The 20,676-nt window shown below is 44.6% G+C and carries 18 protein-coding genes; 2 read left to right on the forward strand and 16 right to left on the reverse strand.

The window, feature by feature from the left end; genetic code table 11:
* Nucleotides 1-15: 15 nt before the first annotated feature.
* The 3 genes from IGI71_RS15340 to IGI71_RS15350 are packed head-to-tail and all read right to left on the reverse strand — an operon-like array spanning nucleotide 16 to nucleotide 3,463.
* Nucleotides 16-1,329 (reverse strand): PASTA domain-containing protein, encoded by a 1,314-nt coding sequence (locus IGI71_RS15340; RefSeq protein ID WP_194193493.1) that lies wholly within the window; start codon nucleotides 1,327-1,329, stop codon nucleotides 16-18.
* Nucleotides 1,322-1,996: an ABC transporter ATP-binding protein gene (locus IGI71_RS15345; protein ID WP_016609985.1), complete on the reverse strand. Its 675-nt coding sequence runs from the start codon at nucleotides 1,994-1,996 to the stop codon at nucleotides 1,322-1,324. The genes IGI71_RS15340 and IGI71_RS15345 overlap by 8 nt, the downstream gene beginning before the upstream one ends.
* Nucleotides 1,997-2,008: 12 nt before the next feature.
* Nucleotides 2,009-3,463 carry an ABC transporter permease gene (locus IGI71_RS15350; protein ID WP_430616358.1) on the reverse strand — a complete coding sequence of 485 codons (1,455 nt, stop codon included), beginning with the start codon at nucleotides 3,461-3,463 and terminating at the stop codon, nucleotides 2,009-2,011.
* Between the two features lie 310 nt (nucleotides 3,464-3,773).
* On the opposite strand from IGI71_RS15350, the gene IGI71_RS15355 reads away from it, so the two are divergent.
* Entirely contained in the window at nucleotides 3,774-4,466 is a 693-nt protein-coding gene (locus IGI71_RS15355; RefSeq protein WP_074935028.1) for a helix-turn-helix domain-containing protein, read from the forward strand.
* 35 nt (nucleotides 4,467-4,501) lie between these two features.
* A complete protein-coding gene (locus IGI71_RS15360) occupies nucleotides 4,502-5,359 on the forward strand; it encodes an IS3 family transposase (RefSeq protein WP_430616356.1) in 858 nt (285 codons plus the stop codon).
* 205 nt (nucleotides 5,360-5,564) lie between these two features.
* Here IGI71_RS15360 and IGI71_RS15365 read toward each other — a convergent pair whose 3' ends face one another.
* The 13 genes from IGI71_RS15365 to dtd all read right to left on the reverse strand — a co-directional run bounded on the left by IGI71_RS15365 (nucleotide 5,565) and on the right by dtd (nucleotide 20,671).
* Nucleotides 5,565-6,950, reverse strand: a complete 1,386-nt coding sequence (locus IGI71_RS15365; protein ID WP_430615882.1) for an APC family permease — start codon at nucleotides 6,948-6,950, stop codon at nucleotides 5,565-5,567.
* A 23-nt stretch (nucleotides 6,951-6,973) separates the two neighbouring features.
* On the reverse strand, nucleotides 6,974-7,840 hold the full coding sequence (locus tag IGI71_RS15370; protein ID WP_015510464.1) for a GRP family sugar transporter: 867 nt from the start codon (nucleotides 7,838-7,840) through the stop codon (nucleotides 6,974-6,976).
* A gap of 115 nt (nucleotides 7,841-7,955) precedes the next feature.
* On the reverse strand, nucleotides 7,956-8,993 hold the full coding sequence (gene sapS, locus IGI71_RS15375; RefSeq protein WP_010749047.1) for a two-component system sensor histidine kinase SapS: 1,038 nt from the start codon (nucleotides 8,991-8,993) through the stop codon (nucleotides 7,956-7,958).
* Nucleotides 8,990-9,664: a two-component system response regulator SapR gene (sapR, locus tag IGI71_RS15380; protein WP_005227794.1), complete on the reverse strand. Its 675-nt coding sequence runs from the start codon at nucleotides 9,662-9,664 to the stop codon at nucleotides 8,990-8,992. The genes sapS and sapR overlap by 4 nt, the downstream gene beginning before the upstream one ends.
* A gap of 158 nt (nucleotides 9,665-9,822) precedes the next feature.
* Entirely contained in the window at nucleotides 9,823-10,026 is a 204-nt protein-coding gene (locus IGI71_RS15385; protein WP_005227790.1) for a hypothetical protein, read from the reverse strand.
* A gap of 19 nt (nucleotides 10,027-10,045) precedes the next feature.
* Nucleotides 10,046-11,551 carry a phosphomannomutase/phosphoglucomutase gene (locus tag IGI71_RS15390; RefSeq protein ID WP_430615883.1) on the reverse strand — a complete coding sequence of 502 codons (1,506 nt, stop codon included), beginning with the start codon at nucleotides 11,549-11,551 and terminating at the stop codon, nucleotides 10,046-10,048.
* Nucleotides 11,552-11,654: 103 nt separating this feature from the next.
* Nucleotides 11,655-12,149, reverse strand: a complete 495-nt coding sequence (locus tag IGI71_RS15395; protein WP_142424911.1) for a methylated-DNA--[protein]-cysteine S-methyltransferase — start codon at nucleotides 12,147-12,149, stop codon at nucleotides 11,655-11,657.
* A gap of 200 nt (nucleotides 12,150-12,349) precedes the next feature.
* Nucleotides 12,350-14,272, reverse strand: coding sequence for an ABC transporter ATP-binding protein (locus tag IGI71_RS15400; RefSeq protein WP_430616359.1), 1,923 nt, complete (start codon nucleotides 14,270-14,272; stop codon nucleotides 12,350-12,352).
* Complete coding sequence (locus IGI71_RS15405; RefSeq protein WP_010749042.1) at nucleotides 14,211-15,950, reverse strand: ABC transporter ATP-binding protein; 1,740 nt, start codon at nucleotides 15,948-15,950, stop codon at nucleotides 14,211-14,213. Before IGI71_RS15405 ends, IGI71_RS15400 begins: the two co-directional genes overlap by 62 nt.
* 189 nt (nucleotides 15,951-16,139) lie before the next feature.
* Nucleotides 16,140-17,690, reverse strand: a complete 1,551-nt coding sequence (locus tag IGI71_RS15410; RefSeq protein WP_430615884.1) for a PASTA domain-containing protein — start codon at nucleotides 17,688-17,690, stop codon at nucleotides 16,140-16,142.
* Nucleotides 17,683-18,357, reverse strand: coding sequence for an ABC transporter ATP-binding protein (locus tag IGI71_RS15415; protein ID WP_005227776.1), 675 nt, complete (start codon nucleotides 18,355-18,357; stop codon nucleotides 17,683-17,685). The genes IGI71_RS15410 and IGI71_RS15415 overlap by 8 nt, the downstream gene beginning before the upstream one ends.
* Before the next feature lie 12 nt (nucleotides 18,358-18,369).
* Entirely contained in the window at nucleotides 18,370-19,911 is a 1,542-nt protein-coding gene (locus IGI71_RS15420) for an ABC transporter permease (RefSeq protein WP_430615885.1), read from the reverse strand.
* Nucleotides 19,912-20,224: 313 nt separating this feature from the next.
* Nucleotides 20,225-20,671, reverse strand: a complete 447-nt coding sequence (gene dtd / locus IGI71_RS15425; protein ID WP_270266757.1) for a D-aminoacyl-tRNA deacylase — start codon at nucleotides 20,669-20,671, stop codon at nucleotides 20,225-20,227.
* Nucleotides 20,672-20,676 lie beyond the last annotated feature (5 nt).

Here is a 20,676-nt window from a genome sequence, read left to right on the forward strand (position 1 = left end):
GATAAATCCGCTCGGCTATTCTGGATCAGTAGCCGCTGGGGCTGTCTGATTGCCTAAGCTGATATCGAAGGTGATCGTATCTTCTAACGGTAAAAACTGATTGAACTTGCTCATCCCCACGATTGTCCCGTAGGGTTCTGCTGAATTGACATAACGGACTTGATAGCTGATGTTCGCCCCTTTTGAACGGAATTCATCAAAGAAGAGTTTTTGCAGATCCCCTTCAAGGAGCTCGCTTCGACGGTAATCTTTGATATACGGTTGACCTGCTGAATAGACGACTTCAATGCCTTGGTCATCTTTGCTGGTTAAAACGGTCCCGGCGGTCTCACTTTGCGAGATCAATTGTCCGTAAGGCAGACTCTGAGTAAACTGCATCCGCATCCGCACAGTGACCCCCTCAACAGCGGCCTGGGCATCATCTGGTAAAATCGTTGAAAAGTCTGGTACGGTGACCCCTTTCCCTAGAGAAATCGTTACTTGAAACGCATCCCGTTTCGCGATTTTTTCTTTTGGTGCCACGCTTTGTTCAATGACTTTGCCTTCTTCCACAGTATCCGAAGCCTGTTCTTTGATTTCAAGCTCCAGCTCATGGGCTTTCCCCCATGTTTCTACCTCTGCACGGGTTTTATCACGAAAGTCTGGTACTTCAATATCTTTTTCAAAGGTTTCTTCGCCTTTGGAATAAAAGACTCGTCCGACATCTCGACGATGATAGTTTTCTTGCGAGACTTCTTTATTAGTAAATTCTACTCGAATCGGTGCTTTTTCCTCGATCTCATCGTGGTATTCATCGACGATCGTCAAATTGCTGGCTTGATTTTTTTCGATCCACTCTGCTGCCTCGTCCCTCGTCATTTCCATAAAGTCTGGCAATGCCAATTTCTCTTCTGGATCTGGGCCTTGGCTCACCGTTAGATGCAGGGTGCTTCTTTTTCTGACTCGACTTCTGGCGGCTTCTTCTTGGGCGATCACTTGATTGGCTGGGGCTTCATCATAGGCAGGCGTCACATCGATCGCAAGATCATGTTCCGCCGCCCATTCCCTGACTTCTGAGATCTCTTTGTCCACAAAGTTATCCAGTCGGACGTACGCCAATTGGAAAAATAAAAAGCCGCTGAGTATAAGTAACCCGAGTAACGCACCCATCCCCAGCAGTCGTTTTTTCCGCCGTTTCTTTTTGAAGGAGGGATCGTATTCGATCCCCTCTTCTAAAGAAGCTGAACCTTTTTCTTTGCGGGAAGCCCGGGAAGAAGGTGCTTTAGCTGTAGCTGATTCCTTGTCTGGCTCTTTCGGTTCTTCTTCAAACTTCGATAAAAAATCACTCATAGGCCGTCAACTCACCTTTTTTCAAATAAAATGTCTGATCCGACTGCTTGGCAATTTCAGTCGAATGGGTCACTACGATGATGCACTTGTTGTGTAAAGTAGCTAAATCTTTAAAAATATCCACGATTTCTTGCTCCATGCCTTCATCCAAATTTCCCGTCGGCTCATCAGCTAAAATGATATCAACATTGGTCGCCAAGGCACGAGCGATGGCGACCCGCTGTTGTTCCCCACCGGATAGCTGATTGACGAAACGATCGGCTTTCGTGGAGGTGATTCCGATATAATCCAGCAAGCGATACGCAATTTGATCGTGTTGATCGGGGAGCTTGTTGTCTGAGATCGCCATCGAAACAAGGACATTTTCTAATGCCGTCAAATAAGGGATCAAGTTGTAACTTTGAAAAATCAAACTGATCTTGTTGCGGCGATACTCTTCATAGCCGATCGTTTTGATATTTTTTCCTTCAAAAAATACTTCCCCATCGGTTGGTTGATCCAATGCACTGATCAAGGAAAGAAAGGTGGTCTTTCCAGAGCCTGATTTCCCTAAAATCGTGTAAAATTTACCTTTTTCAAAGGAGATATTGGTTTTATCTAAAATCTTCCGACGATTCTCACCATCTTGGTAGTAATACGTCATCTCTTTGGTTTCTAAAATTGCCATGTTCTTCGCTCCTTACAGCATGATTTTTTTCGGATTCAAACGTAAAATATACAACAGCGGCACCACTGCCGAAAGCAAGATCGTCAAGATCCCGGTCGCTAAAAAGGCAATGATATAAGACAGGGTGTATTGAACGCGAAACGCTTCGTTGATCGTTGCTTGATCGATTTTCGGTACACCCACAAAGAATTGCTCCACCCCTGCTTGATTTGCCTCTAGCATATTACTGGATAACAAAGATTCAGAAACCATCTTGCCCAGCATATTCCCTGTGACCAAGGAGATCAACATTGCACTGACACCAATCAACAGGAGTTCGAGCACGATCTGTGCAAACACGTATTTCCGTCGTTCTCCTAACGAAAGGTAGATACCTAACTCATATTTACGATCGCGGGTAAACAGCACAATGATCAAGGAGATAATAATCAAGGAAGCAATCACCGCAATCACTACGACATATGATGAAATCTGTGATAAGCGATTCATGCTGGTCCCCACACGGTCATACTCATCCGTAGAGGCATTGACCTTATAGCCATTTGGCAAGAGCGGTGTCACCTCTTGTTTGAATTGCTCTGCATCTTCTGGTTGGTTCAAAATGAATTGTGGAGTGAAGAACTCCTCATCAGAACCGAAATCTGTCGCTGGAAACGCCGCTTGCTGTCCCGCACGTTCCTCTTCAACAATCGTTTTCACGGCATCATTCGGCATATAGATACGATTGAAGGGCCGATCATCAAATGCAAACGAGCTGGCCATGCCATCTTGTCCTTGATTATTTGCTTTTTCTAAGCTGGTATTTTTAAATATCCCGACGATTTCGATGGAGTAATCATTGCCTTTTTGCTTTTCAGGGTCCATCCCTGACGAATAATCGACAAACTGACCATCTAAGATCATAGTGTCTCCCACGGTCAAGCCGTTTTCCTGAGCCATCTCTTCCGATATCAAGCCCACACGTTTTCCGGTACGCTGTTCCTCTTCAGTAAAAAAGCGTCCCTGTGTTAAATCCACCGTATCTTCTTCAAAATCCAACGGCTTTAAGAGATTGGTTCCTGTTAAATAAACCCAAGGAGATATTCCTCCGAAAATCATGACATTGTCGTCGTCCTCTTCAGGACTAAAACGATAAGGTTTGAAGTTTTCAACAGCAATCGTTGCTTCTCGCAAATAATCGTACTGCTTGACCTCGGAGCGCTCACCGATCTGTTTGATCAGCTCCTCTGGCAACGGCTGAATCTCCTCCATACTTGCACTGCCGTCACTATTTGCCATCATCGCTTCATGATCGACTTCAATCGTTGCCAGCGAGCCTAATTGATTTTTGATCTGCTTTTCGACATTTTGAGTCGATTGATTGACAGCAATTGCGCCAGCGATCACATTTCCTAATATCAGAATAACAGCAAACAATATCGCAGATTTCCCTCGCTTTCTCGTCACACTCAACCATGCTCGTTTCATATAATTCACTTGCCAACATCCTCTCTTTTTTTCTCTAACAAAAGCATACTGGATGAACCTTTAGTGAATCTGTCATTTGCAAATTTTTTCAAAAAAAGTAGAATCCTAGGGAACGTTTGATAAAAAAGACTGTTGTTTCAATGATCGACTCCAGCAATCATCAGAATGTGAATGACAAAAGAACATACCTCCCAAAAGATTTCTTTGGGAGGCTTTGCTATAGTTAACAAAAAAAGACAAAGACCACATTGATATGCTCCCCCTATATAGGACACTGAAATATAAAGTGGCTTATATAGGGGGAGTTTGTATGTCTAGAGGAAAAATGAAATTAAGTTCAGAAGAACGGCTAGCTTTTGTAGAAAGAGCTTTAAAAAATGAAGCTAGCATAAACAGCCTGGCCAAAGAAGCACAAGTAAGTTTCAGTACGATAGAAAGGTGGATCACTCTTTATGAGAATGAAGGACCCACAGGTTTACTCCCTACAAAAAGGAATCAATCATACTCAACAGAGTTGAAACTGAATGCGGTCCATGATTATTTAGCTGGAACACATGGTAGCTTAAGAGCTGTCGCCAAGAAATACGGGCTTCGTAACAAAAAACAATTAGAAGACTGGTTAAAGATATATAATACTCATAGAAACTTCAAATCAGAAAGTGGTGGAAGTAGAATGAGTAAATCCAGAAAAACAACATTGAATGAACGAATTAAAATTGTGCATGACTGTATTATCAACGGTCGAGACTATGGGAAAACCGCGATTCAGTACCAAGTCTCTTACCAACAAGTTCGGAACTGGGTGTTGAAATACGACGAGATGGGAGAAAAAGGCTTAGAAGACCGTCGAGGGCAACGAGCGGGAAGTAAACCTGCCAGAACACCCGAAGAAGAAATGCGCGATAAACTGGCTCAACAAGAACGACGGATCAAGTTGCTTGAAATGGAAAATGACCTGTTAAAAAAAGTCAGCGAGTTAGAAAGGAGGCGGGATTTGAATTAGTTCGTCATACGTTTGAATACCAATCGATCAAAGAGCTGCACGAGACAAAAAGCTATCCAATTAACACCATGTGTACCCTGCTCCATGTCACAAGATCGGCCTATTATCGTTGGGTAAAAAATCCCAAACTGCCGGAAGTGGTATTGAATGAACAGTTGGCAGACCTTGTTCGCTATATTTATGAAGCAGACAACGATAAAGGATATCGCAGAATCTGTGAAGATCTCGTGAATGATTATGGCTTTCAAGTGAATGACAAGCGTATTCTTCGAATCTGTCGCAAACTTCAAATCCAATCAACCATCAAGCATTCAGGCAATAGTATCACTAAGGCATCCAAGACTCCGTATCATATTGCGAAAAATTATTTGAATCGAAAGTTCTATGCGGATCAACCGAATCAAAAATGGCTAACAGATGTGCGTGAATTCAAGTATTATGAAGGGGCCGAAGTGAAGAAAATCTATTTGAGCGCTATTCTCGATCTCGCCGATCGTCGCATTGTTTCATTTGTCATCAGCGACAAAAATGACAATAAATTAGTCTTTGATACCTTCGATCAAGCAGTCGCCGCCGAACCAACCGCTCATCCACTATTTCATAGCGATCGCGGATTTCAATATACAAGTAAAGTTTTTTGCACAAAGCTAAAGAAAGCGAAAATGAAGCAGAGTATGTCTCGTGTCGCCCGTTGTACCGATAATGGTCCAATGGAAGGCTTTTGGGGAATGCTTAAGCGAGAAAAATATTATCGGCGAAAGTTTATCAGTAGAGAAAGTCTCGTTGAAATGATCGAGAAATACATGAACTATTACAACAATGGTCGCTATCAACGATGTTTGAAGAGCAAAACACCGATCCAAGTTCATCAAGAATTATTAATGGCAGCTTAATCACTCCCCCTCTTGGACAAGCGAATAGAATAAATCCGCTTAACCAAGAAGGAGGCCAGTCGAGCAAAGTTGAGGTTAAACAAAGTAAAAAACATAAAAACTGCCTACCGAATTTCGGTAGACAGTCGTCAAAATAATTTTATTCTATTTCATTGTCCACTTGACGGGGAGCCCAGCACATCTGGGTCTTTGTCTTTTCGCTATCTTATTCTTCGATTTTCTCATTTAATTCACTGTTACGATAGCCATATACAAAATAGATCGCGATTCCGATCACTAAGGAGATCCCAAAAACGATCCAGGTCGCCGTTTGCAGACGGGTCATCAAGAAGAGACAGCTGGCAACAGACAGCAAAGGCAATAACGGTACCAGGGGTACTTTAAATTCACCTTTAGCAGGTGGCCCCATCATCTTCCGCAGCTTGATGATCCCTAAGGACATTAAGATCATATAAGACAATGCCGCAATGTTGGTCAATTCTGCCAAGATATTCAACGGGAAAGCTGCCGCAAAGAAGAAAGCAAAAACACCAGCGATGTAGGTCGCTTTCTTTGGTGTTTTATGCTTAGGATCGATGGCTTGCATGGCTTTTGGCAATAACCCATCTTTACTGATGGCATATAACAGACGCGCCAAAGAGTACATCATAGCGATCGTCACTGTTAATAAGGTCAAGATCGCCCCTACGGAAATGATTGATCCGACCACTCCATGACCGACATAACGCATCGCAAAAGCCACCGGATCATTGACTCCTAATTCAGCAAACGGCACGATTCCCGTCATGATCAGTGTGACAATGATATAAAGGACTGTTGCGATCGCAATGGAACCAATGATCCCCCGAGGGACATTTTTCTTTGCATCTTCAACTTCTTCCGCCGCCATTGCGACGGCATCAAAGCCAAGAAAAGCAAAGAAGACTAACGCTGCACCATTAAAGACGCCTGAAAAACCAAAGGGCATAAAGGGCTGCCAGTTGTCTGGTTCCACGAAAAAGGCACCAAAGACGATAAACAAGAGGATCACGCCGAATTTCACCCATACCATGGCATTATTCAAACGCAACGCTTTTTTCGCTTCTTGGCTGACCCACAAGGTTACAAAAATAATGACTAAACCAGCAATCAGATCAATGTAGGTCCCCTTGCTTGGATCATAACCGCCCGTCAAAGCGGTTGGTAAATGGATATCCGCACTGGCCAAGAAGCCTTGTACATAGCCCGACCAGCCAGATGCCACCGAAGAAACGGCCAATAAGAACTCGCAAATCAAAAACCAGCCTGCCAGCCACGCGGTAAATTCACCAAAAACGACATACAGATACGAATAGGCGCCCCCTAAAACAGGGATCCGAGAAGCAAATTCCGCAAAAGAAAGCCCTGATAACACAACAACGATACCAGCTACAACAAAGGAAAGAATCAATGCCGGTCCGGCATACTCAGCAGAAGCAGTCCCTGTAACAACAAAGATACCTGTGCCGATAATGGCGCCGATCCCCAACATAATCAAATCTTTTAACTTCAACTCTTTTTTTAAATTCGTCACACTTTCCCGTTGTATGACTTTTTTTCGAAATAAATCCATAACTCCTCCTCAAAAATATAAGTTTATGTTGCTTTCATATACCCCAGCAAAACACCACCGATAATCACCAGCAGACAACCAATCACCACATAACGCAGTTCTTTCTTGGTTTTCTTTTCGCCGAGAATAAAAATCCCGCCTAGCGTTGAAATGATGATCCCCATCTGCGACAATGAGAAGCCCACCGCGAGTCCGACTTGCTGAACCGTGATCAGCATGCAGACATTTCCGATGCCCCATAACAACCCTGACAAAGTATTTTTCCCTACAAAACGGTCGACCTTCGTCTTCCTTAAAGCAAATAGGCTGGCACCGATCAGCATCCCGACACTTTGTGGCAAAATGATCGCCAAGGGGTCCAATCCTGCCCAAGTAATCAAAATCGTATAGGCGCCGTAACCGATCGTTGATGAGATCAATGCCCGAAATCCTTTAGGAAAATCAAGCATCTTGCTGCCAGCTTCTACCGGACTTTCGCCATCTTGACGAGCGGTCAGATACGCCCCGATCACCAACAAGATCAATGCGCTAACACCTAGTGCATAATCGCGGGTCTGTGTCCATTCTGCAAAAAACAATGCACCTGCGACTGTATTTAAAATCAGCTGCATGCCGGTTGAAAGCGGCAGTCCAACAGACACACCTAAATATTTCATGCCATGGAATTGACCGTTTTGACCGACGGACCAAAAAAGACCAGACAAAAGACCGATCAAAATCACCTTTCCATCAATCACTGGCATCGTCACAAAAAATACGACCAGCGAAAAGAAAAAGGCACCAATCGTCATTCCTAGCGTTTGCTGGTTCGCATCCCCGCCAAGTTTGGCACTTACTAAACCAATGCTGCCCCACGCAAACATTGGTACTAATGCAACGAGTATCTCCATTTCATTCATCCTTACCATTCAATTTTAAACACAGGCTTTAGTGTATCAGTGAAAACGTTCTAGGGACAAGTGATTTTTGTCAAAAAACACAAAAAGATACTCGAAAAAAAGCAGATTAGCGTTTTTCCTCATAATAACTCAACAACGGAAAGAACAGCGTCATGGTGGTTCCTTTTCCAACTGTCGACGAAGCCGTTAGCTCGATGCCTAATTCCTTCGCTAAACTTTTCGCTAAAAAGAGCCCCAATCCCGTCGAGTGGGTGTCCGTTTGGCGCCCATTTTCGCCCGTAAAGCCTTTATCAAAGATGCGCCGCATGTCTTCTTTAGGAATGCCGATCCCACTATCTTGCAAGTGGAGATAGGTCCCTTGGGCATCTTTTTCGATCCGAATCGTCAGCTGCCCATTTTGTGGTGTGTACTTCACGGCATTGCTGACCAGCTGTCGAAAGATAAAGCCGAGCCATTTTTCATCGGTCAACACTTGCTGATCCTCGCCTTCAACGGCATAGTGCAGGTTCTTTTGGATAAAATAATTGGCCTGACTGCGTAAAACTGGCTGGATGACGGCTTTCAATGAAATTTCTTGCACCAGATAATCTTTTGAAAAGCTGTCTAAGCGGGCGACGTATAAGACTTGCTCGACGTATTCGTTCATGCGGTTCAATTCATTTTCTAGTAAGATGAATTTTTCATCGGGAATATCAAATTCGATCGAATGCAAAAGCAATCGTGATGCAGCTAAAGGGACTTTGATCTCATGGACCCACGAATCGATGTATTCCTTTTGTTCTTCTTGATTGCTGACGACTTGCTGCATCAATTCTTGGTGCTCTCGGATCAACTGATTGATGTAGGATTCGATCCGTTCTTCTTCCGCCGAGCGTGCTCCTTGCAAGTAGTTTTGCAGCAAGCTGTCTCCAGGCTTGGGGGTGATTTTTTGCCAAAAACGCCGCTTAGATAAGTAGCTGACTGCTAAAAAGAACACCATCAAGACACTTTGCATCAAAAAGAGATAGCCGACTGTGCCCCAATCCATCGGGGAATGAGGAGTCAGCCAAAAAACTAAGACCGTCAACACGAAAAAGACTAGCCAACCGATAAACAGCAGCCAACGATCTTTCAAAAAACTGCGCAAAACTCGCCACTTTGTCATGGTACGATATACCCTTGACCAACCTTGGTCTCAATGTAGCCGTTCATCCCCGCTTGTTCGATTTTTCGTCGCAAACGATTGATATTGACCGTCAAGGTATTGTCGTCTACAAATCGCTCGTCATCCCATAAGGCCCGCAAGAGTTTTTCCCGACTTAAAATCTTGCCGTGATTTTTCATCAAAATATACAGCAGGCGGTATTCGTTTTTGCTAAGATCGATGCTTTCGCCATTGATATACATGCTGCTGTTGTCGATATTGAGGGTCAAACCGTTATGCACTAACGTTTCACTGCTACTTTCTACATAGTTGTAGGAACGGCGCAGCAGCGCATTGATTTTTGCAATCAGAACGTCAATCTCAAAAGGTTTTGTCACAAAATCGTCCGCTCCCATATTCATGGCCATGATCATATCCATATTGGTATTGCGGCTAGAAATAAAAATGATTGGTACTTTGGAAGCTTCGCGGATTTTTTGACACCAATAGTAGCCATCAAAAACCGGCAAGTTGATATCCAGTAAAATCAGTTGGGGCTCTTGTTCTTCAAAGTCAGTCAACACTTGATGGAAATCCGTCGTGCCAAAGGTCTCAAACTGCCATTTTTCTAGTTCTTCGATAATCAGTTGGCGAATCACCGCTTCATCTTCTACTACCATTATTTTTGCCATATCCGTGAATTCCCTCACTTTGTGTAATTTTCTCCTCTTTACTTTATCAAATATCAAAAACGAATGCGAACATTAATCGCCGTTTTTAGCAAACCCTAAAAAACCTCGCCACTGACGGTAGAAGCCAGTGGCGAGGCAAAGCAAAAATGTCTATTGGGTTATTCGATGATCTCTACCGTCTCGATCAGTAATTTACCGATAAACAATAAGATTCCATCGAAAAAAAGCACACTCATGTTGACACCTAATAACATCGATAACCGTTCAACGACATCGATTTTTGGTCGTTTGTTCAAGTAACGAAACAAGAAAAAATTCACACCATACGTCACTGCCATGATCAGCAGCATCAAGATCACCATTTTAGTTCCCTGCTTTTCTTCAAATTTTTGGTTGCTGTGCTAAAAACTGTGTCAGTTTGCTTTGATCGATGGCTTCATACTGCGATAGGAAGCGACCGATCGCTTGAACGACTGCCGGTAGATGACCCGCTTCATCATTTTCGATCTGCAGCACCAGCAGTGGTTCGTGCAGGCTCATTCGCAGCAAGAACCAGCCTTGGCCATAGGGCGCTGTCAAGTTGATGCGAATGCCTTCCTCATTTTCTGGATCGATCTGCCAGCCTGGCAGCAAATGATCGGCTAAATCCGCGATTACTTGGCGACCATAGTCTTGATAGTCGGCTTGTTGGATCGCAAAGCGCAATTCTTGGGTCTCGGCGGGTTGTTGCAACGCCGCGATCAGCTCATCCAGTGTCGTGCCTTGCTGTTGCAATTGAGGCAGCATCATCAAGAGCTTGGCGATCACGTACGCCCCGTCATCTAAAAAGAAATTTTCTTTAAACGCGGCATGCCCGCTGGTTTCGATGGCTAACTGTGTGTCCAGTCCTGCTTCATTCAATTCGATCGCTTTGTTGATCACATTGCGGTAGCCAGAAATATAGCGTACTTGCTGCCCTCCCAGTGCTTCGATAAAGGTTTTTAAATGATTAGAGGTTGGCGAATTGGTGACGATACGCGTGCCAGGGTGTTCCGCTAAGATGATCTTGCTTAATACAGCGATCATATTGTTGCGGTTCAAGGGCTCACCGCTTTTGGTCACGACCGCCGAGCGGTCGACATCGGTATCGAAAATAATGCCTAAATCAGCTTGTTCCCGCAAGACGGCTTCGCGAATACTTGCCATTGCCTCTTTATTGTCTGGATTCGGGATATGATTGGGAAAATGCCCATCCGGTTCTAAAAATTGCGAGCCATTCGTATCTGCTCCCAGCGGTAGCAACACTTTTTCAGCAAAAAAGCCACCGGCACCATTGCCTGCATCAACAATGATCTTTAATCCAGCCAAAGGTTTTTCCTCATTGGTTCCCATCCCTTGGCGAATTTTTTGCAGTAGATCTTGGGCATAAGGCGTCAGCAGGTCTTTTTGCTGATAGCGCCCTTTTTCCGCTGCCTCATGAACGGTAGTGTGGGTCAAAATATAGTGGATATCCGTTTTTTCGGCACCGCCTTGGCGGCTGAAAATTTTTATTCCATTAAAGTAATAAGGCAAATGACTCGCTGTCAGCATCACACCAGCATCACAGTCGAAATCCGCAAACTGTGTACTCATAAACATGGCAGGTGTCGTTGCCAAGCCGCAATCGATCACTGCCACGCCTTCTTGCTGCAGCTGTGCCATCAACACTTCTTGAAGTGCTTCGCCACTCAAGCGACTGTCACGACCGACTGCCACACGAAAAGGCCCGCTGCCCTTTGTTGCCAACCAGTTGCGCAAGCCCGAAGCAACTTGCCGAACCGCTTGCTCTGTCAGTGTCACCTGCTCTTTCTCTGTTGCGATCGCAATTCCTCGAATATCAGAACCATTTTGCAAATCAACGATGTTCATTTCCTCCACCCCTTCTTGTAACCGGAATCAATTTAATTATACCAGAGAAAAAAGGAAATGAAATTGCTTTTTAGTATTTTTTACTATAAATAGTTTGCTTCCCTTACTCTTTAAACGGAATCCCTTCCAGTTGCAGTAGTCGGCGTTTGGTCGCTAACCCGCCCCGATACCCCGTCAAGCGGCCGTTTTTTCCTAACACACGATGACAAGGAACCACGATCATCATCGGATTACGCCCCACTGCATTTGCGACAGCGCGGACAGCAGTCGGCCGTTGAATGCGCAGCGCCAAGTCACTATACGTAGTGGTTTGTCCATAAGGAATTTGGGTCAGTGCTTGCCAAACAGTTTGTTGAAACGGTGTCCCGACAAAATCAAACGCAAAAGTAAATGTCACTGGTTCCCCTGCAAAATAAGCTTGCAGCTGCGCTTCAATTACTGGATCAAGGTCAGCTGTATCACTGATTTCAGCCAATGGAAAGAACTTGAGTAATTCATGATGATCCTGCTGCCGACCAAAATAAACTAACCCTTTTTCCGATTGGACCACTTCATACCACTCATCATCTAAAACGATCTTTGCCAATGCTAGTTTCATGTTTTCACCTCATGGAATCCATTTTCGCAGCACAACTGCTTATGTGCTGCCGCCGTTGTGCGGCTGTCTCAGTGACAGTATACCATTTTTTCGAGCTGCGCAAAAAAACCGACTGGCTTACTGCCAATCGGTCGTTGCAAACAAGGGAAAAATAGGTAGATCGCCAGTCGCTGCAGCTTCAAGCCGTAGCCATGGCAGGATCAATCCAATTCGATTTTTCCAGTATAGAGCTGATAATAGGTGCCTTTTTCCGCCAATAGCGTTTCATGAGTCCCCCGCTCAATGATACGGCCATGATCCATCACCATGATGGCATCTGAGTTTTGGATCGTAGACAATCGATGGGCAATCACAAACACGGTCCGTCCAGACATCAAACGGTCCATCCCTGTTTGGACGATCCGCTCTGTACGGGTATCGATGCTTGAGGTGGCTTCGTCTAAGATCATCACTGGCGGATCAGCGATCGCTGCCCGCGCAATTGCCAACAGCTGACGTTGCCCTTGGGAAAGCCCTTCGCCATCGCCCGTGATCACGGTGTCGTATTTTTCTGGCAAGTGGTTGATAAACATGTCGGCATTGGCTAATTTCGCCGCTGCCAGCACTTCTTCATCACTAGCATCCAGTTTTCCGAAGCGAATATTCTCGCGAATCGTTCCAGTAAACAAATGGGTGTCTTGCAACACGATCCCTAAGGAGCGGCGCAGGGATTCAAGATGGATTTTTTCAATATTGATGCCATCATAACGAATCTTCCCATCTTGGATGTTGTAGAACCGATTGATCAAATTGGTGATCGTTGTCTTACCAGCACCTGTGGCACCGACAAAAGCAACTTTTTGCCCAGGCTCTGCATACAGATTGATATCATGTAAGACCAGTTGATTGTCGACATAGCCGAAATCAACATCTTCAAATCGCACGTCTCCCGTCACTTCCGTATAGGTAATGGTCCCATCCTCGTGGGGATGTTTCCACGCCCACGTGCCTGTTCGTTCTTTGGTTTCAACTAGCTGACCTTGCGACCATTTGGCATTGACCAGTGTGACGTAGCCATGATCGATTTCTGGCGTTTCATCTAATAGATGGAAGATCCGCTCAGCACCGGCTAATGCCATGATCACAAAGTTGATTTGTTGTGATACTTGGCTGATAGGGCCATTCAATGAACGGCTCAGTTGCAAGAAAGAAGCGATCATCCCGACCGTTAGGCCAGAAACACCATTGATGGCAAACAGGCCCCCAATGATGGCGATCAAGACATATTGGACATTCAGTAAGTTCATCATGATCGGCATCAAGGTATTGGCATTGACATTGGCTTTAGTGGCACTTTCTTGCAGTTGGTCATTTAAGGCATCAAATTCTTCCATGACGATTTTTTCATGATTGAAGATCTTGACGACTTTTTGTCCGTGCATCATTTCTTCGATATACCCGTTGACAGCGCCTAAATCTCGTTGCTGTGCGCCAAAGAAGCGACCGCTGCGGCGAGAAATGATGCGGATCACATTCAGCATCAAAATAACCGACAGCATCACGAACAGAGTCAATGGAACACTGATGGAGAACATGGCGATAAAGACAGAACAAAAGGTTACCGCCGCCATCATCAAGTTTGGAATACTTTGGGAGATCATTTGACGCAACGTATCCATGTCGTTGGTAAAGTGACTCATGATGTCGCCATCTGAGCGGGCATCAAAGTAGCCGACTGGTAGAGACTGCATATGTGTAAACATTTGGTCACGGATTTTTTTCTGCGTCCCTTCACTGATCTTGACCATCATAAAGTTATAGATCAGTGCGGCCAAGATCCCAATCAGGTAGATGATCGCCATTTGGACGATCGCCCGCAACAAGCCGCCAAAATCAGGATTGGCTTGCCCTAAAAGCGGTGTGATATGATCGTCGATCACTACTTGTAAAAACAACGAACCGCGAACGTTGGCAAAGGCACTTAGCAAGATCATAACAACGACGAATAGGAGTTGTCCTTTGTAGTCGCCAAACATCGTTCGCAATAAACGTTTCAATGTGCGCTTGGGATTTGCTGCTTGTCTATTCTTCACCTTCACCAAATCCTTTCTGCTGCGAATGGTACACTTCTTGATAGATGGCATTGTTTGCCAATAATTCTTCATGGGTACCGATGCCGTTGATTTTGCCATCATCCATTACGATGATCCGATCTGCGTCTTCGATCGAATTGATCCGTTGGGAAATAATGATCGTCGTCGTTCCCGGGATTTCTCGTTTCAAGCCTTCACGAATACTGCGGTCGGTTTTGGTATCGACGGCACTGGTAGAATCATCGAGGATCAAGATTTTCGGTTTCTTCAACAAGGCACGAGCAATCGTCAACCGTTGTTTTTGTCCACCAGAAACATTGTTTCCTCCTTGTGAGATCTGCGTTTCATATTTATCAGGAAATTCTTGAATGAAGGGATCGGCTTGTGCGATCGTTGCCACGCGCTGGATCTCTTCATCCGACGCCTCTTCATTGCCCCAACGTAAATTGTCGTTGATGGTGCCACTAAAAAGGACATTGTTTTGCAAGACCATACTTACTTGGTCCCGCAATGCTTCTAAATCATAGTCGCGAACATCATGACCGCCGACGATGACACGCCCTTCGATCACATCATATAAGCGGGGGATCAGCTGGACAAGGGTGGATTTTCCGCTCCCGGTCCCGCCAATGACTCCAATGACTTCCCCGGATTCGATACGCAGATTTGCATCCGTCAGCGCCAGCTTGTTTTTGTCATTGGCGTAACTAAAGCCGACATTCTCAAAAACGATGGAGCCGTCTTTGATCTCTTTGACTGGATCGGCGGGATTTTTCAAGTCACTTTCTTCATCTAATACTTCTACGACCCGTTCTGCCGACGTTCGTGCGATCAAAATCTGCACGAAAGCCATCGACATCATCATCAAGCTCATCAAAATCTGCATCGTGTAGTTGAACATGCTGACTAACTCCCCAGTGGTCAGGCTGCTTTGTTCCACGATCAGCTGAGCACCAAACCATGACAGGAGCAGCATACACGTATAGACAGAAAATTGCATCAATGGCATGTTGAAAGAGACGATTCGTTGCGCCAGCGTGAAATTCCGATAAACATCGGTGGACACTTCGCCAAACAGTTCTTCTTGCTGTTCTTCCCGAACATACGATTTCACGACGCGAACCCCTTGTAAATTTTCTTGCACCACATTATTCAGGCGGTCATAAATGCGGAATACTTTTAGAAACAGCGGGTGGGCAAAACGTATAACTAAAGCCAGACCAATCGCTAAGATCGGTAAAACAACCAGATAGATCGTCATAAGTTCTGGACTGATGGTGCTAACCATTGCAAGTGAAAAAATCAGAACTAACGGACTACGGACCAGAATACGAATAATCATTTGGTAAGCATTTTGGACGTTGGTCACGTCAGTGGTCAAGCGGGTGATCAAACTGGAGGAAGAAAAGCGGTCAATGTTTGAAAAGGAAAAATCTTGGATTCGGCGAAACAGATTGTGCCGCAGGTTGCGGGCAAAACCAGCCGAAGCGATCGCTGCCGTTCGTCCGCCAAGCGTTCCTAAAAGTAATGCGATCAAGGAACATAAAAAAAGCAAGCCGCCATCTCTTAGAATCACACCGGCGTCTCCTTTTTCGATCCCTTGGTCGATCATCATGGCCATGATCAGGGGCATAATGACATCTAAGGCAACCTCTCCTGCTACATACACAGGGGTCAGCAAGCTGTCCTTCTTATAGCTGCCAACATTCGCGAGTAATTTTTTTATCATTTGTTTCGTCCCTTCTATAGATGGCACTGCGGAGCCATTTTTTATCGTTACCATCAAGTTTACTTTATCGACCCAGCGATTTCAAGCGGCTCGCTTGTGTTTTTTTTACAATTAGTAAGTAAAAAGCACCCTTCCAAAAAGAAGGGTGCTTGCTTTTTTGATGCGGTTTGAAAAAGCACTTAGTAAGGATTATTCGGTAGCGTTTGAACCAGCGGTACTGATCGGTTCATCGACATCGTCACCGCCATCATCTGCCGGCGGTGTTTGGGTACTGCCTTGCAGATTGCCGCGGCTGATCCCGATGGTGATCCACGTTTCTAGGGGAATAAACTCGCCGTAGCGGCTCATTTCAACAACGGTTCCTTTTGGTTCCGCCGAATCGATATAGTAGATTTCATAATAGACGTTGGCGCCTTTTGATTTGTATTCATCAAAGAATAGTTTTGGCAAGTCGCCTTCCGTTGCTTGAAAACGGATGTCTTTTAAATATGGTCGGCCTATTGAGTAGACGACTTTGACGGTTGGCAAAGTATCGCTTTCGCTGTATTCTTTGCCTGCTTCTTCCGACTGGCTCAAGAAACTACCATACGCCACTTGATCGGAATAGACTGTGCTGACTTGCAGCGGGATTTTCGATTCTAGTCCTTGGGCTTCTTCGATCGTGTATTGTGAAAAATCTGGAACGGTCAATGCTTGGCCTTTTGAGACCTTCACCACAAATTCATCTTTTTTCGCGAGTTTGCTGCCTTTGACTGGTTCTTGTGAAACCACCAGATCCAGGGCGACACTGTCAGAAAAGACGGTTTCTTCTTTGTATTTCAAGTCATTCTTTTTCGCCCATTCAGAAGCTTCACTCTTGGCTTTGCCCGTAAAATCAGGTACTTCAATATTTTTTTCAAAGACTTCTTTCCCTTTTGAATAATAGACACTCAAACGGTCTTTGCGTTTGTATTCCGCCAAATCAAGCTCTTTGTTGGCCGCCTCTTGTTTAATAAAGGCTTCTGCTGCTACATTGTCGTCAAATTGTTCGATCAAAGAGAGGTTCTCGGCTTTATTGCTGGCGATCCATTCTTTTGCTTCGGTCACTTGCATCGCTGAAAAATCTGGCAGCTCTAAGCGTTCTTCAGGATCAGGCCCGAGACTCGCCGTCAGTGTCAATGTGGCACCCTTCTTGATCTTTTTGTCAGGGTCAACACTTTGGTCAATCACTTGGTTGACGTCTTTGTCAAAATCATATTCTTGCTCTACTTTGATAGCGACGCCTTCTTCCATGCCCCACGTCCGCGCTTCTGACAGATCTTGGGCAGTGAAATCTGGCACCTTCACATGGGTCATTTGATAGTAGACGATCCCAATCACGGCAACCGCCAAGGCGGTCAGTAGGGCAATCAGCAAGATTTTTTTCTGCCTACGCTTTTTGTAGGTCGGATCAAATTCCGTTTCTTCTTTCCCAAACCGGCTGACTGGTTCCTTTGATGCTACCTTCTCCGTCGAAGAACTCGCCGCTTTTGCTTCAGTCGTCTGTGTTTGTTGACGGGCTGCCGAACGACTCAGTGGCTCACTAGCGGTCGACTCTTCTGATTGGTGAACCGTCGTCGGCTCTGCTGGTTTGCCCGCTTGCTCCGCGCCACTTGCGTTTTGATCTCCGACAGGTTCGCTGGTTTTTTTCTCGCGATCGGGCGTGGGTTTCTTTTTGCCATCATAGTTGTCCGGGCTAAAATTTGATAAAAAATCACTCATGTTTGCTCAACACACCTTTACGTAAATACAAGACTTCATCCGCTTGTTGAGCGATCTCGTTGGCGTGGGTCACGACGATCACACATTTGTTGTGGACGTGTGCCAGCTCCTTAAAGATATCGATGATCTCTTGTTCCATTTCTTCATCCAAATTCCCGGTTGGTTCGTCCGCTAAAATGATATCGACATTGGTGGCTAACGCCCGGGCGATCGCTACCCGCTGTTGTTCTCCACCAGATAATTGATTGACGAGCCGATCGGCTTTTTCTTTGGTGATGCCTATATAATCCAGTAAATTGTATGCCACTTCTCGCTGATTGTCTGGCAGCTGATTTTTCGTGATCGCCATCGGCACTAAGACATTTTCAACTGCACTTAAATAGGGAATCAGATTATAGCTTTGGAAAATGATACTGATGTCGTCGCGGCGATAATTTTCATGCCCAATTTTTTCGATATCGGTGCCTTCATAAAGTACTTGACCGCTTTTCGGACTATCCAACGCACTGATCAAGGATAAAAACGTCGTTTTTCCCGAACCAGATTGCCCTAAGATGGCATAGAAAGTCCCTTTTTCAAAAGAAACAGAGGTCTCTTTCAGTATATAGCGGCGCTGATCGCCGTCTTGGTAATAGTAATCGACTGCTTTGGTTTCTAATAAAGTCATCGTTGGTTCCTCCTACATCATGATTTTCTTTGGATTCAAGCGTAAAATATACAACAGCGGTAAAATAGCTGAGAACAAGACGGTTCCTAAACCTAACAGCAGATACGTAATGATGTAGCCTGCTGAGAAGGACACTTGATAGGCATTCTTGATATCCATGTAATCAATATCAGCTGCCATCAAACCGCCAGAATAAACACCGCCCATATCATTTTGATTGCTCATCCAATCGTTTTGCATCAAGGTATTTGAAACGGCACCACCTAATAAGTTCCCGGTCACTAAGGACAATAGCAGTGCGGCTAAACTAACCAGCAAGACTTCAATCACGATCTGTCCAATGACTTTCCCACGGCTTTCCCCTAAGGAGAGATAGATGCCCAATTCTTGTTTCCGATCTCGTAAGAAAAGCAAGACCACTAAGGAAATAATAAAGATGGTTGCGATCGACGCAATGATCACGATGTAATTTGCGATCACCCCTAACCGAGTAAAGCCACCGGCGATCTGCTCGTATTGATCCGTATTAGCAATGATACGATAATATTGGGGCAATAACGCACCGGCTTCTTGTTTAAAGGCTTCGACGTCATCCGTTGAATTTAGGACAAAGATCGGTTGATAATAGGTATCTGCATCTTCATCGATTTCTTCACCCCAAAGCTTCTCTGCTTGGATCTTGGTAAAATCGAGGACTAAATTATTACTGGCATAAAACGTATTGATTTGATCCATCACTTGCCATATCGTATCGGAGTTTTGACTACCACTTTGATCCGATGAATCATTTTGATTACTCTGATCTTTTTTAACTACCGAAAAAATCCCAGCGATCGTCACAGGATAATCAAAGCTGGCGCTGTTGCTGTCATCACTAGTTTCTTCTGTGCCATCGTTTTCTTCGTCATCCACGATCTCGCTTCCACCACCCATCATGGAATTTGTCCGGATATCCCAAACGAGCTGATCACCGACACTCAAGTTGTTCAGTTCAGCAACTTCTTTACTGATTAATACCGCATTCGTCAGTTCATTTAAATCTTTTTCCGTTAGGCCTTCGCCTTCATCCAGACGAATCAACCCTTCTTGCATATCTATTGGCTGTGTCAAATTGCCGCCTTTCAATGTGAAGTATTGACCGCCCATCTCCATTGAACCATCTTCTGGTACATACGCTTTCAGTTCTTTCGTTTCTAAACTGCCCATCATTTGATAGTCATAATGTTTGACATAGCTTAATTGACCGATTTGCTCATAAACATCCAGTGCTGGTGGTTTCGGATAAAAATCTTCTTGAGACCGCTCTTCGTCCGAAGCATCCGCATGATCTTTTTCAAAACCTTCCCAATCCATTTCCACCGTAGCTACGTTCCCCATCTTGCGTTTCGTCTCTCGCTCCACGTTGGCAGTGGATTGTTGAATTGCTACAGCACCAGCGATCACATTGCCTAAAATAAATAGAACTAAAAATAAAATAAATGATTTCCCTTTTCTTCTGGTGATACTCTTTAATGCACGCTGCCAAAAGTTCATTGTTATTTCCTCCAGTGACATTATTTTTTAACAATTATTCCATACTTCTCCCTCAAGAACAATCGCAATAAAGGATCGTTTTTCGAATTTAAAATATTAAAAAACGGGTGAAAAAGATATTTCCATTTAAGAACCCTTATAAAAGAACAAGAAAAAGATGTTAAATAACAAATAAAAGAATGGAATTTTTGCTAACAGTTTTGTAAGATTTCCCGATTTAAACTTAGATTTCACTTGGATTCCATCAAAAATGCTTAACGCTTTCGAGAGTATAAAAAAAACGAAGGAATTCTCCCACTCTTTTCCAGCGAGAAAATCCTTCGTTTTGTATCCCCTATTTTTCTTTCGTATCGATCACGATCGTCACCGGGCCATCATTGACCAAGGCGACTTGCATATCTGCGCCAAATTTTCCAGTAGCAACAGTGATCCCTTCGGCTTGTAAACCTTCATTAAAGGCTTCGTAAAGCGGGATCGCAATACTTGGCGGTGCCGCTTGAATGAAACTAGGGCGATTGCCTTTCTTGGTCTCCCCATAAAGGGTGAACTGTGAAATACTCAAGACGGCACCGTTTATGCTTTCCAGTGACCGATTCATTTTGCCCTCTTCGTCTTCAAAAACCCGCAGATTTTTGATTTTTCTTACGAGATAAGCCACATCGTCGCCTGTATCCTCATGGGTGATCCCCAACAAAACCATGAACCCTTGTTGGATCACACCGACGATATTGTCCTCAATCGACACGCTTGCTTGACTGACTCGCTGGATCACTGCCCGCATTCTTT

It is taken from the genome of Enterococcus sp. DIV1279b (genome assembly GCF_050531515.1).
Classification (GTDB): Bacteria; Bacillota; Bacilli; order Lactobacillales; family Enterococcaceae; genus Enterococcus_D; species Enterococcus_D casseliflavus.

Coding starts and splice junctions, on each gene's coding strand:
- IGI71_RS15340 (WP_194193493.1), bottom strand. CDS start 1,329: ATGAGTGATTTTTTATCGAAGTTTGAAGAAGAACCGAAAGAGCCAGAC.
- IGI71_RS15345 (WP_016609985.1), bottom strand. CDS start 1,996: ATGGCAATTTTAGAAACCAAAGAGATGACGTATTACTACCAAGATGGT.
- IGI71_RS15350 (WP_430616358.1), bottom strand. CDS start 3,463: ATGAAACGAGCATGGTTGAGTGTGACGAGAAAGCGAGGGAAATCTGCG.
- IGI71_RS15355 (WP_074935028.1), top strand. CDS start 3,774: ATGTCTAGAGGAAAAATGAAATTAAGTTCAGAAGAACGGCTAGCTTTT.
- IGI71_RS15365 (WP_430615882.1), bottom strand. CDS start 6,950: ATGGATTTATTTCGAAAAAAAGTCATACAACGGGAAAGTGTGACGAAT.
- IGI71_RS15370 (WP_015510464.1), bottom strand. CDS start 7,840: ATGGAGATACTCGTTGCATTAGTACCAATGTTTGCGTGGGGCAGCATT.
- sapS (WP_010749047.1), bottom strand. CDS start 8,993: ATGACAAAGTGGCGAGTTTTGCGCAGTTTTTTGAAAGATCGTTGGCTG.
- sapR (WP_005227794.1), bottom strand. CDS start 9,664: ATGGCAAAAATAATGGTAGTAGAAGATGAAGCGGTGATTCGCCAACTG.
- IGI71_RS15385 (WP_005227790.1), bottom strand. CDS start 10,026: ATGGTGATCTTGATGCTGCTGATCATGGCAGTGACGTATGGTGTGAAT.
- IGI71_RS15390 (WP_430615883.1), bottom strand. CDS start 11,551: ATGAACATCGTTGATTTGCAAAATGGTTCTGATATTCGAGGAATTGCG.
- IGI71_RS15395 (WP_142424911.1), bottom strand. CDS start 12,149: ATGAAACTAGCATTGGCAAAGATCGTTTTAGATGATGAGTGGTATGAA.
- IGI71_RS15400 (WP_430616359.1), bottom strand. CDS start 14,272: ATGCCATCTATCAAGAAGTGTACCATTCGCAGCAGAAAGGATTTGGTG.
- IGI71_RS15405 (WP_010749042.1), bottom strand. CDS start 15,950: ATGATAAAAAAATTACTCGCGAATGTTGGCAGCTATAAGAAGGACAGC.
- IGI71_RS15410 (WP_430615884.1), bottom strand. CDS start 17,690: ATGAGTGATTTTTTATCAAATTTTAGCCCGGACAACTATGATGGCAAA.
- IGI71_RS15415 (WP_005227776.1), bottom strand. CDS start 18,357: ATGACTTTATTAGAAACCAAAGCAGTCGATTACTATTACCAAGACGGC.
- IGI71_RS15420 (WP_430615885.1), bottom strand. CDS start 19,911: ATGTCACTGGAGGAAATAACAATGAACTTTTGGCAGCGTGCATTAAAG.
- dtd (WP_270266757.1), bottom strand. CDS start 20,671: ATGCGGGCAGTGATCCAGCGAGTCAGTCAAGCAAGCGTGTCGATTGAG.